This is a genomic window from Citrobacter sp. CtB7.12, from assembly GCF_001297795.1.
In the GTDB taxonomy this organism is placed as follows: Bacteria; Pseudomonadota; Gammaproteobacteria; order Enterobacterales; family Enterobacteriaceae; genus Citrobacter_A; species Citrobacter_A amalonaticus.
Map to the genome: position 1 here is coordinate 84029 of NZ_LIFT01000016.1, position 10550 is coordinate 94578.

Annotated in this window: 14 protein-coding genes; 3 read left to right on the forward strand and 11 right to left on the reverse strand. The window is 54.2% G+C overall.

Features of this window, described 5'->3' with window-relative positions:
* Positions 1 to 11: 11 nt before the first annotated feature.
* The 8 genes from AOY24_RS17545 to AOY24_RS17580 form a co-directional block, all read right to left on the reverse strand.
* On the reverse strand, positions 12 to 752 hold the full coding sequence (locus tag AOY24_RS17545; RefSeq protein ID WP_054177075.1) for a KDGP aldolase family protein: 741 nt from the start codon (positions 750 to 752) through the stop codon (positions 12 to 14).
* Positions 749 to 1867, reverse strand: coding sequence for a DgaE family pyridoxal phosphate-dependent ammonia lyase (locus AOY24_RS17550; RefSeq protein WP_042999224.1), 1119 nt, complete (start codon positions 1865 to 1867; stop codon positions 749 to 751). The genes AOY24_RS17545 and AOY24_RS17550 overlap by 4 nt, the downstream gene beginning before the upstream one ends.
* Complete coding sequence (locus tag AOY24_RS17555; protein ID WP_054177076.1) at positions 1851 to 2984, reverse strand: amidohydrolase/deacetylase family metallohydrolase; 1134 nt, start codon at positions 2982 to 2984, stop codon at positions 1851 to 1853. The genes AOY24_RS17550 and AOY24_RS17555 overlap by 17 nt, the downstream gene beginning before the upstream one ends.
* Before the next feature lie 97 nt (positions 2985 to 3081).
* Positions 3082 to 3726, reverse strand: a complete 645-nt coding sequence (locus AOY24_RS17560; protein WP_042999222.1) for a DUF4310 family protein — start codon at positions 3724 to 3726, stop codon at positions 3082 to 3084.
* A gap of 11 nt (positions 3727 to 3737) precedes the next feature.
* A complete protein-coding gene (locus AOY24_RS17565; protein WP_042999221.1) occupies positions 3738 to 4514 on the reverse strand; it encodes a DUF4311 domain-containing protein in 777 nt (258 codons plus the stop codon).
* A gap of 22 nt (positions 4515 to 4536) precedes the next feature.
* Positions 4537 to 4836 (reverse strand): DUF4312 family protein, encoded by a 300-nt coding sequence (locus tag AOY24_RS17570; protein ID WP_042321633.1) that lies wholly within the window; start codon positions 4834 to 4836, stop codon positions 4537 to 4539.
* 2 nt (positions 4837 to 4838) lie between these two features.
* Entirely contained in the window at positions 4839 to 5201 is a 363-nt protein-coding gene (locus AOY24_RS17575; RefSeq protein ID WP_012134368.1) for an SFCGS family glycine-rich protein, read from the reverse strand.
* A gap of 11 nt (positions 5202 to 5212) precedes the next feature.
* Entirely contained in the window at positions 5213 to 5551 is a 339-nt protein-coding gene (locus AOY24_RS17580) for a glycine dehydrogenase (protein WP_061075410.1), read from the reverse strand.
* Between the two features lie 435 nt (positions 5552 to 5986).
* Here AOY24_RS17580 and AOY24_RS17585 point away from each other — a divergent pair, with 435 nt between their 5' ends.
* Together AOY24_RS17585 and AOY24_RS17590 are read left to right on the forward strand one after the other, a co-directional pair.
* The gene (locus AOY24_RS17585) at positions 5987 to 6313 is read left to right on the forward strand and encodes a type II toxin-antitoxin system RelE/ParE family toxin (protein WP_042999220.1); all 327 of its coding nucleotides are present in this window, start codon (positions 5987 to 5989) and stop codon (positions 6311 to 6313) included.
* Positions 6297 to 6587, forward strand: a complete 291-nt coding sequence (locus tag AOY24_RS17590) for a helix-turn-helix transcriptional regulator (RefSeq protein WP_172961308.1) — start codon at positions 6297 to 6299, stop codon at positions 6585 to 6587. Before AOY24_RS17585 ends, AOY24_RS17590 begins: the two co-directional genes overlap by 17 nt.
* Before the next feature lie 44 nt (positions 6588 to 6631).
* Here the strand turns inward: AOY24_RS17590 and cybC are convergent, their stop codons facing one another.
* Positions 6632 to 7018, reverse strand: a complete 387-nt coding sequence (gene cybC / locus AOY24_RS17595) for a cytochrome b562 (RefSeq protein ID WP_054177077.1) — start codon at positions 7016 to 7018, stop codon at positions 6632 to 6634.
* 53 nt (positions 7019 to 7071) lie between these two features.
* The gene (gene pmbA, locus AOY24_RS17600; protein ID WP_044264679.1) at positions 7072 to 8424 is read right to left on the reverse strand and encodes a metalloprotease PmbA; all 1353 of its coding nucleotides are present in this window, start codon (positions 8422 to 8424) and stop codon (positions 7072 to 7074) included.
* Positions 8425 to 8519: 95 nt separating this feature from the next.
* Here pmbA and yjgA point away from each other — a divergent pair, with 95 nt between their 5' ends.
* On the forward strand, positions 8520 to 9071 hold the full coding sequence (yjgA, locus tag AOY24_RS17605; RefSeq protein WP_042999217.1) for a ribosome biogenesis factor YjgA: 552 nt from the start codon (positions 8520 to 8522) through the stop codon (positions 9069 to 9071).
* 64 nt (positions 9072 to 9135) lie between these two features.
* Here the strand turns inward: yjgA and AOY24_RS25025 are convergent.
* Positions 9136 to 10499 (reverse strand): IS3 family transposase gene (locus tag AOY24_RS25025; protein WP_099433379.1). Its coding sequence is split into 2 segments (ribosomal slippage): positions 9136 to 10031 and positions 10031 to 10499, totalling 1365 coding nucleotides; the frame shifts between segments, so codons are not numbered across the junction.
* Between the last annotated feature and the right edge of the window lie 51 nt (positions 10500 to 10550).

The window sequence follows — 10550 nt, forward strand, 5'->3', positions numbered from 1 at the left end:
TCTCCTCGTTTTTAACCTACACACGCCCTGGTCAGCGCCAGCAACTGGCGCACATCGTCCGGACGGGTGTTTCCGCTTACCTTATCAATAATAGAACTATAAATGTGAGGAATGATTTTACTGACGCCCGCGTCGAGGGCAATTTGCAGAATCTCAGCGTAGTTTTCCAGATCGATCCCGCCGGTTGGCTCCAGCCAGAAATCATGACGCGCACAGGCTTCAGCCACCGCGTTAAACTCGTCACGGCATTTCAGACCGCCCATCGGGAAGTATTTGATCGAGCTACCGCCCATATCTTTCAGCAGCGCGATAGCCGTTTCGACCGGGACAATGCCGTCCGCCGCTTTGCTACTCAGCGGCCCGGTGGAAATTTTGACCAGACCAGGCGTACCAGTCGGCGATACCAGACCATTGACCACCGTCTCACTCTGCCCGAGCAGGGCGCGGCTGGTTGCCACGCCGGTGAACACCTGGTTGACGTGCTGCGGCTGAACCTGGCGGGAGATTTCACTGACCATCGCCGACTGGTTCGGATCGCCCGCCCCCAGCCCTACGGAGAGCGCATTGTGGATAAGTGCCGCGTAGTCACGCATATCCGCCACCGCGCTTTCGACATCCGGGTAATTTTTGGAGAGTACACCGACCAGCACATGACCTTCCGCCGCGTCGTAAATGTCACCCGCGTTCTCTTTCGAGCCGGCCAGTACATTCAGGCAGACGCGATCGCGATAAAAGTTCGGGGTCAATTTCATGCTTGTTTCTCCTGATTAATCACGTCGCCAATCCGGCGCGCCACAATGTCCAACTGTGCACGATCAACACTGCGCACATCTGCTTCAATAATTCCTTCGTTGGCTTTGTAACCACGGAAGTAAATCGCGTATTCACCCTGCTTGAGGGCTTCCACCAGTTCGCCTGTCGCGATGCCGGTAACAGCTTCATCAAACTTAATTTCTGCGCGGGCGATATCCCGTCCCGCGCTGTCCCACACCACGCGAGCGGTCACACCGTTGAGCGCATTCAGCGCATCAATAAACGGCGTCATTTTTTCCACCATCTCCGCGCCGCTCTCTTTCTGCGCATTCAAATAGAGTTCAATGGCACAGGTCAGGCCGAGAATCCCCTCTTTGCCGACCTTCATCGCCCGACCAATACCCGCCGTCTGGCGTTTCACCCACTCGACGTACTGGGTTTTGCCGATGACCAGTCCGCTGGTAGGGCCTTCGATCGCCTTCGCGCCGCTGTAGATCACCAGATCGGCCCCCGAACGGTAGTAGCACTGCAGATCTTCTTCCGCCGCCGCATCTACAATCAGCGGCAGATTGTGTTTACGCGCCACGACGACGGCCTGCTCAACGCTGAGCATGCTTTTTTGTACACAGTGGTGGGATTTGATGTAAAGAATCGCCGCCGTGCGCGGGGTGATTGCCGCCGCCAGCTGTGCGGCAGAGCATTCATTGGCATATCCGGCTTCCACCAGCTTGCCACCGCCCAGCGCCACCATCGTGCCAACCGGCGCACCAAAGTTAACGTTGTGCCCTTTCGGCAGCACGATTTCGTTATTCTCAATCGGTGTGATGTGCAGGTTCTCCAGCAGCCAGTCGCTGTCCTGGACCAACACGGCGGCCACCGACTGAGCAATGCCCGCAGACGCACAGGAAACCACCGTCGCCCCTTCCACATCCAGCAGCTTCGCAATGTATTCCCCGGTTTTATTCACCAGATCTTTCATCTCAAAGTACTGGTTCATACCGGCCATCGCCGCTTCCACCACTTCCGGGCGCGGCGTGGACACGCCCAGCGCCGTCATTCGTCCGGAGGTATTAATTACCTGCTTTAAATGGTATTTTTCAAAAATCGAAGGCATGTTCCGCGCTCCCTTGTTCGGTCATATAGCCCTTGCCCGCACGTATTGCGGCAAGCGGCACCAGCAGTTTTTCAGCCTGTAAGCTGTCATTTTCGGCATCGATCAGCACGGTTGGCTGACGCTTCAGCGTAAAGAGGGTTAAGTCAGCGTCCAGACCTGGCTGGAGACGACCTTTGGATTTCAGACGCAAGCCGTCGGCGGCATTCGCCGTCACACAGTTGATGACCTGCGGCAGCGACATCCCGATGGCGAGGAATTTCGACATCACATTCGCCAGCGAATGCACCGGGCCGCTGATACGGTTGCGGCAATAGATATCAGAACTGATGGTGTGCGGCAGAATGCCTAAGCTGATGGCACGTTTCGCCACCGCAAAACTCAGGCTGGCCGTGCCGTGCCCGACGTCCAGACGCACGCCTCGCTGAATCGCCCGGGTGACCGAGGCGCGCAGTTCGCCCTCCGGCGTCAGAATGCGATTGGGTTTTCCGTTGTAGCAGTGGGTGATGATATCGCCCGCCGTCAGGCGCTCCGCGATCTCATCCAGATCCGGCGGGTTATTGCCAATGTGGACCATCAGGGGCAAATCACCGTTCGCTTGCTGCATCGCTTTGGCGCGTTCCAGCGGCGTGATGCCATTTTCACCCACCACGCTGCTGCTCATACGCGCTTTCAGGCCGACGATGAAATCAGGGTAGCGTTTCACCGCCTGCTGCACCGCGTCGGCATCGATGTTGGCCATATTCGCCAGTTCGTTTTGTGCAATCAGCCCGACGCGGGAGATATTCAGAAGTGCATAGACTTCCGTCGCGGCGTTACGCGTGAGGGTATAAAAATCATCAATATCATCGGCACCGGTACTACCCGCATCCACCACGGTCGTCACGCCGGTGGCAATGCCTACGCTGTCCGGTTCGTCGTGATAAATCGGGGAATTTGGATAACAGTGAACGTGGGAATCAATCCATCCGGCGCTGACGTAGTACTCGCCGTTGAGCTCAACGGTTTTCACCGCCGGGTCGTTTATCTCGCCTAACGCGGCGATTTTGCAGTCCTTCAGGGCGATATCACAGACCGTATCGTCAACCAGACGCGCACGGCGAAGGAGTAAATCAAACATGTCTCTCTCCTTTTGCCGGATAGCGGCGTAATCACCCTATCCGGCCAACAAAGACGCGCTTATCCGTAGGCCTGATAAGCACTTTGCCATCAGGTAATTAGCTAATCGCAATCGGGAAGATTGAACCTAAAATCATGGCGCCAAGGATAGCGCCCCCGGTGATCGGTTTCTGCCAGATGTAAAACAGCAGTGCGCCGACCAAAGAACCCACGCCGATAGGGATCGACGCCGTCATCGCGCTGAGGATGATCAATGGGCCGAGGAAACGCCCCGAGGCGTTACCGGCACCCATCATCACGTCCGCCCCGTAGGTCGAGTCACTCTGATTGATGGTGAACTTACGCGCCAGGATAATGACGTAACCAATCGCCAGGCCAATCGCCAGCCCCGTAGCGAGAGAAGCGATAAAGTTCTCAACCGGGAACACAATGCCTGCGCCCAACAACAGCGCCGGAACCCCCAGACCAACGCCGGTCTGAATCGCACCGCCGATATCCAGAATCCCCACCAGGGAGCCTTCGATAATGCGGGCGAACAGGAAGCTGGCACCAAACGCGGCCACTGCGCCGTACGATCCGGTATCAATCCCCGCTTTCAGCATGGCCACGAACGCCACTTCGTTAAACGCGCCAATCCCGTACAGGTAGTACATGTGCGTCCCGGCAAACACACCGGAGGAGAGCAGGCCAACGAAGATCGGGAACGACCAGTCGGCAAACCAAAAACCTTTATTCTGTTCCATTGTGGCCTCCGTTATTTGCCGCTAAGCGAGTTGTGGATCAGTTCGAGCCAGTTCGGCACGGTCATGTGGAAGGATTCGATCATCTTCATGTCGAAGCCACGGAAGAAGCCGCTCAGGACGAACAGCAGAACGATGGCCGCCATCATCACTTTGGTCACATGGTTCCAGCCGCTCTCTTCAACGCCTTTACCAATCAGGATGCCGAGGACCAGACCCGGTACGGCGTTACCCATGATCAACTGTGCCGCGCCGCCGAAAACGGTTGCCCAGAAGCCTGATTTCTTACCGGCATCGATCGCCGCCAGCCAGAAGATCACCGGCATCACGGTGTTGACCAGCAGGTTTGCCGCAGGGACCAGCACCTTAACGGCGGTCACCTGCAACGCTTCCGGTACGGAAGAAGCCGTGAGGTTCAGGAAGGTCACGACGATCATGCCGATGACGCCGCAGGCAATCGCCATTTTTTTCGGGTCATGCAGCGTTTCACCGACGTTACGGTTTTTGATCATCAGCGCTGCCGCGCCCCAGTTAGGAATGATGCGGTGATCCACGTCCTGTGTGAACGAGCCCGCCGCAACGGATGAGGCCCAGGCGTTGAAGAAAAAGCCCAGACCAAACGAGAAGTGAGAAGCCGGATCCCCTTCGCAGGAATTCAGTTCCCCCAGAGTTCGAAACGCACCCATCCCCTGTGTGGTAGGCGCATGAAACATGCGTGCAGCCCCGGCCCCCACACCCACGCCGACGAGGGCACCGATGATGAGCGATTTTATTAAAATTATCAGGAACATAATTATGCCTTCTTAACAAGAATCAGCGTTGCGAGACAAAATCCACCTTGTCCAGATTGATGGCTGTCACGTTGACGGTCACATCCAGCTCCACGCTGTAAGTGCGTCGTTCCCGGCGCAGAAAGAAGAACAAAAACGCTTCTTTGCGCACCGCTTCACGCGCTTGAACAACCTGCACATCCTGTGGCTCAATACGCAGTAAAATGTGCGGCGATGCCTTCATGACCGCGGCCTGAACGTGGTTCAGGGCATCGGCAAAGGCGCGCGCTTTGGCTTCGCCTTTACCGGTGACTCTCACCGTTGTGGTGAATTGTTCTTTCATACTTACGCGCCGTATTTTTTCTGCCACGCCTGGACCAGGCGCTCGCCAAGCTCTTCTTTATCCATAAAGCCGAACCCCAGCACGTTGCAGCCTTCGTTAATCGCCGTTACGCCTTCATCCACAGAGCGCATCCCATATTTGGCTTTGTAACCGTATTTGTTCTGTGCAGTGATGGCGCCCGCGCCGCCGCTGCCGCAAAAAGAGATGCCGAACGTGGCGTTTTCCGCTTTCATCACGTCCCCCAGTTTCATATCCGCGGCAACGCCCGGTACTACCACCGCACGACCACCGGCTTTCTCGACGCCTGCCGCCACTTTCTGGCCTTTACCCAGACGATCGCCAATCACGACTGTAATCTGTTCCATGTTGTTGCTCCTTAAAGGTTGTCTTTCGCGACTTCAAAGTGGACGGACAGCAGCCAGGCTTCTTCCTCGGGAAGGTTGCCAAACGCTGCGACCACGTCGCGGGCAAGCGCCATTGAGTCGGCTGAAATTTCATCAAACAAACTGGCTTCCACTTCCGGCAAAGGCTCGCCGGTCACCGACCGGTGCGCCATGGCGCGAACGTGAGACGTCAGCATTTGTTCCTGTACGGCGTTGGGAATGATGTGATGTTCACGCAGCAAGGCATACACTTGCGCCAGCATGCGATCGGCCAGTTCACCAATCTGCGCCACCTGTTCCCCCATGTCGTTCATTACTGCTCCGTTATTCACTCGTCTTACCCCGTTAATGGCTCTGAGTTAAAACTAGCGGTGGGGGTAAAAAGTTTGTAGCGAGTTGTTTTCCACTTCGAAGTGGAAAGGCGAGTGGCAATAGTGATCTGTTCCACAGAAAAGGGGGTTTTGATGATTTATCGCTGGAAAAGTGTGATTTTATTCACAGATATCAACGGCGTTTCGTTGCGACGCCAGCAGAGAAGAAAGTCTGAAACTGTGAGCAAAGAGCGATTTTCAACCATAGTATCCAAAAGACTTATGACGAATCTCTGCGAGGCGCTACGCATAGGCTAAACCCCACGCTGGCACGGAATTTGTGATTACAAGAAAATACGGTGATGGCTATGCGTCCCCATCATAAAGAGGAAACACCTAAATTAGCCTATAAGCTAATTTAGCTTTTATGCTAATATTTTATCAGGGAGAGATGCCGTGTTTACCGTCATGCTGCATGTCGATGTTGCCAGCGAGCTGGCAAGTTTACCGCCCACCGTCAGGGCAAAAATGATTCGCTTGATTGATAAGTTAAAAATCAATGCGACTGCATTACGGGAACCCGACAGCAAACCTCTCGGTGCTGGTCTGTTTGAGATTCGCACAATGGGAACCGAGCCAGGCCGTGGTCTGTATGTCTATCAGAAAGGCAAAACCATCTATCTGTTACGCGTGTTCATTAAGAAAACGCAGAAAACGCCCAAACAAGAAATGATGCTAGCCTTCGAAAGGCTGGAGGAGATGCTCAATGAGCAAGAAAACTAAAAGCGTCGCCTGGGACGACGTCAGAGCAGACCTGATGTCCGATCCTGATGTACAAGCCGCAATGGAAGTGGAAGAGCGGAAGGCACGTCTACAAGCTATGCTCGCACAATGGCGTAAACACGCGGGATTAACTCGCGCGCAAGTTGCTGAAAGAATGGGGGTTACGCCGCCAACAGTCTCCAGGATGGAAGCGAATATTATCAAGGCCAGTCTGGAAACGATTGTCCGTTACGCCAGAGCCTGCGGAATTAAACATCCGCAAATCATCCTGTGACGGTCACCTGATGTCCCTCTGGAGACATCAGGTGAGCAAGACAATTAACGATACTTCTTGTGATACGCGTTGCGGGTGGTTTTGAATTCTTCCGCCGCGGCCTGCGCTTCTTTGACCTTCCCTTCGTTTGCCAGCTTCAGCGCACCGTCGATCTGGCCGACCAGAATGTCGAAACCATGACGGAAATCTTTCATTTCCGGGCTATCTGAGGCCTTGCTTTCCAGTTTTGGCGGCGTCGCTTTTTGCGCGTCCAGCGCAGCGGCGCGCATTTTGGTTAACGCATCGGTCACTTGCGTCGCGTTATCCGCTTTTTCGATTACCTTCAGGTTATCGTTAAGCGTTTCCATATTATCTTCCAGATCAGCGGCGAACACGGAAGAGCCCAAAACTAACGTTGAAGCTGCGATGATTGCTAACAGATGTTTACGCATTGCTCACTTCCTTTTTTTTATTGTTATGGCGCGGCAGGTCGCGCCATGGATGTTTACTGCCCGGCGATTTTCATCTCCGGCAACAGTACTGAACCACACTGTATATTGCTACGTGTTTCAATATCGTTACCAATCGTCACAATATTGCGCCACATCTCTTTTAAATTTCCGGCGATGGTAATTTCGCTCACAGGGTATTGAATTTCCCCGTTTTCAACCCAGAAACCGGCTGCGCCGCGGGAATAATCCCCGGTAATGCCGCTCACGCCCTGGCCCATCAGTTCAGTGACCACCAGACCGGTGCCCATCTCTTTAAGCATCTGCTCAAAGTTCAGCCCTTGTCCGGCAATACGCCAGTTATGAATGCCGCCCGCATGACCGGTGCTTTTCAGCCCCAGCTTACGTGCGGAATAGTTGGTCAGCAGCCATTGAGTCAGAACGCCGTCTTTCACAATGTCACGACGTTCCGTGCGCACGCCTTCGCTGTCAAACGGTGAGGAGGCCAGTCCTTTCAGCAGGTGCGGATGCTCCTCAATGGTCAGCCATTCAGGCAGAATTTGTTTGCCCAGCGAATCCAGCAAGAACGTGGATTTGCGGTACACCGAACCGCCCGCAATTGCGCCAACCAGATGTCCAATCAGCCCGGTCGCCACTTCGTTAGCAAAAATCACCGGCGCTTTCATGGTCGAGAGTTTACGCGGAGACAGGCGGGATAACGTGCGGCGAGCACAGTCTGCGCCTACCCATTCCGGCGTTTGTAGATCGCCCATCGCGCGACCAATGGTGTAGGCGTAATCGCGCTCCATATCGCCGTTTTCTTCGGCAATTACGCAACTGGACAGCGAATGGCGGGTGGAGCAATAGCCCTGCAACATACCGTGGCTGTTGCCAAACACTTTAATGCCATAGTGGCTGTTAAAGCTGCCGCCTTCCGTATTAGTGATGCGTTTGTCGGCCTGCAAAGAGGCCTGTTCAGCACGCGCTGCCAGTTCGATGGCTTCGTCCGGGGAAATGTCAGCCGGGTGGAACAGGTCCAGATCCGGCGCGTCAAAAGCCAGCAGTTCTTTGTCGGCCACACCGGCGCACGGATCCGGTGAGGTGTAGCGCGCGATATCCAGCGCCGCCTGGACGGTACGGGCAATCGCCTGTGGGCTTAAATCGGTCGATGAGGCGCTGCCTTTACGGTTCTGATGGTAGACGGTAATCCCCAGCGCACCATCGCTATTGAATTCGACATTCTCCACTTCACCATAACGGGTGCTGACACTGATGCCGGTCGTTTTGCTTACGGCGACTTCCGCCCCGTCCGATTTGCCTGAGGCTAACTCCAGCGCTGTCGAAACTGCTTCTTCCAGAATCTTACGCTGCGCTTCAACTTGTGAGATTACTTTCATCGCAAATGCCATAATGTAGAGAGAGTTTCTTTGAAGTCTAACAGAGAACCGTTTTTCAGTGCGCATCTTAACTGGTAACATTAGCCTCTTTTTTTAAGGAGCCTGACATGACAAAGCAGCCCGAAGACTGGCTCGACGACGTTCCCGGTGATGACATCGAAGACGAAGACGATGAAATTATCTGGGTCAGCAAAAGTGAAATTAAACGCGACGCCGAGGAGCTAAAACGCCTGGGCGCGGAACTGGTGGATCTGGGGAAAAACGCGCTGGACAAAATCCCGCTTGATGCGGACCTGCGTGCCGCCATTGAGCTGGCCCAGCGTATCAAGATGGAAGGTCGCCGCCGTCAGTTGCAGTTGATTGGTAAATTGCTGCGCCAACGCGAGGTGGATCCTATCCGTCAGGCGCTGGATAAGTTGAAAAACCGCCACAACCAGCAGGTGGTGTTGTTTCACAAGCTTGAGCATCTGCGCGATCGTCTGATCGATGAAGGCGATGACGCGGTAGAAGAGGTGCTGAATCTGTGGCCGCACGCCGATCGTCAGCAGTTACGCTCGCTGATCCGCAATGCGAAGAAAGAGAAAGAAGGGAATAAGCCGCCGAAGTCCGCACGTCAGATCTTCCAGTATCTGCGCGAGCTGGCGGAAAACGAAGAGTAATCCCGTACGCTAAATAGGCCCGGTAAGCGTCATGGACTGACCCCATAAATCTGGACAGTTTATATTAAGCGGCCTTCAGAGCCTGGGCCCGGTACTCTACCGGACTCAGGCCTTTTAGTTTCAGGCTTATCCGCTCGTTGTTGTAGTAACGGATATAATCCTCTATCGCCTTCCTCAGTTCGCTGATATTGCTGAACTGACTCAGGTAAAAACACTCCGATTTCAGCGTCCCGAAGAAGTTTTCCATCACGGCATTATCCAGACAGTTTCCTTTTCGGGACATACTTTGCGTCATGCCCTGCGCCTTTAACTTTGCCTGATAGCCTGCCATCCGATATTGCCAGCCCTGATCTGTGTGCAGCAAGGGGGCGTCGTCTGGTCCGAGCTTTAAGAACGCATCCCGCAGCATGGTATTAACCATCTCCATCACCGGCCTTTCCGACAGGCTGTAGGAGATTATTTCCCGGTTAAAAAGATCGAGTACCGGCGACAGGTACAGCTTTTTACCCTGCAGCGAGAACTCTGTAACATCCGTAACCCATTTTTCATTGGCTTTTGATGCACTGAAGTTCCTGCTCAGGATATTGGGGGCTGCCTTGCCTGTTTCCCCCTTCCATGAGCGGTATTTCTTCGCCCTTATCAGAGACCGGAGCGACAGCTCTGTCATCAGCCGCTGCACGGTTTTATGGTTCACCAGCAGACCCTGCTTTCTCAGCGAAAGCGTGATCCTGCGGTAGCCATAACGGCCTTTGTGCCAGGCGTATATCTCACGGATTTTATCTTTCAGCCCGGCATGCCTGTCCACCTGCTTCAGGGCATTCATATTGTAATACCATGTACTGCGGGACATGCCTGCCGCGCGCAGGAGGTCTCGCAGAGCGTGCTTATGCCTCAGTTCACTGATTATCAGGGCTTGCTGCCGTTTTTTTCGCTCTGAACCAAGGCCTTCAACTTTTTTAGATAGGCATTCTCTGCCCGCAGGTAACGGAGTTCAGCCCGGAGTTCTTCGGGGGAGAGTTTTTCCAGTTCTTTATCTGTAGGGGATGGGGGGATTTTTTGTTTTGTCATTTTTCCAGGCCGTCCGCGTTGAATGTTTAGCAGTCCTTCCGCTCCGGCATCGTTGTACACGCAGACCCAGTGTCGGACAAGCGTTTCTGCAGAGAGATTAAACCGGGCAGCTGCTTCACGCATCGTCAGGTGGTCACGGATAACCGCCCGGACGACGACGAGTTTAAATTCAGCTGAATGATGTTTATTTTTCCCTGACAGCCCTTCCATACCGTGGAGTTGCCACGCCCTGACCCAGCGACGGACGGAAGTTCTTTCAACACCAAAACGGTCGGCTGTACGCTCTTCTCCGTCTTTTCCGGACAAATAATGATTAACCACAGCCAGTTTTGTTTCAGGGGAATATTTTGGCTTTGCCATAAAAAACTGCACCTTACTCAGTTGAGTGTCCAACTTTTGGGGTGCAGTCCA

Excerpts from the sequence above, each read along its gene's own strand:
- AOY24_RS17570 (WP_042321633.1), bottom strand. The coding sequence starts at position 4,836 with ATGAAAGAACAATTCACCACAACGGTGAGAGTCACCGGTAAAGGCGAA.
- cybC (WP_054177077.1), bottom strand. The coding sequence starts at position 7,018 with ATGCGTAAACATCTGTTAGCAATCATCGCAGCTTCAACGTTAGTTTTG.
- AOY24_RS17560 (WP_042999222.1), bottom strand. The coding sequence starts at position 3,726 with ATGGAACAGAATAAAGGTTTTTGGTTTGCCGACTGGTCGTTCCCGATC.
- AOY24_RS17575 (WP_012134368.1), bottom strand. The coding sequence starts at position 5,201 with ATGGAACAGATTACAGTCGTGATTGGCGATCGTCTGGGTAAAGGCCAG.
- pmbA (WP_044264679.1), bottom strand. The coding sequence starts at position 8,424 with ATGGCATTTGCGATGAAAGTAATCTCACAAGTTGAAGCGCAGCGTAAG.
- yjgA (WP_042999217.1), top strand. The coding sequence starts at position 8,520 with ATGACAAAGCAGCCCGAAGACTGGCTCGACGACGTTCCCGGTGATGAC.
- AOY24_RS17545 (WP_054177075.1), bottom strand. The coding sequence starts at position 752 with ATGAAATTGACCCCGAACTTTTATCGCGATCGCGTCTGCCTGAATGTA.
- AOY24_RS17555 (WP_054177076.1), bottom strand. The coding sequence starts at position 2,984 with ATGTTTGATTTACTCCTTCGCCGTGCGCGTCTGGTTGACGATACGGTC.
- AOY24_RS17565 (WP_042999221.1), bottom strand. The coding sequence starts at position 4,514 with ATGTTCCTGATAATTTTAATAAAATCGCTCATCATCGGTGCCCTCGTC.
- AOY24_RS17590 (WP_172961308.1), top strand. The coding sequence starts at position 6,297 with ATGAGCAAGAAAACTAAAAGCGTCGCCTGGGACGACGTCAGAGCAGAC.
- AOY24_RS17550 (WP_042999224.1), bottom strand. The coding sequence starts at position 1,867 with ATGCCTTCGATTTTTGAAAAATACCATTTAAAGCAGGTAATTAATACC.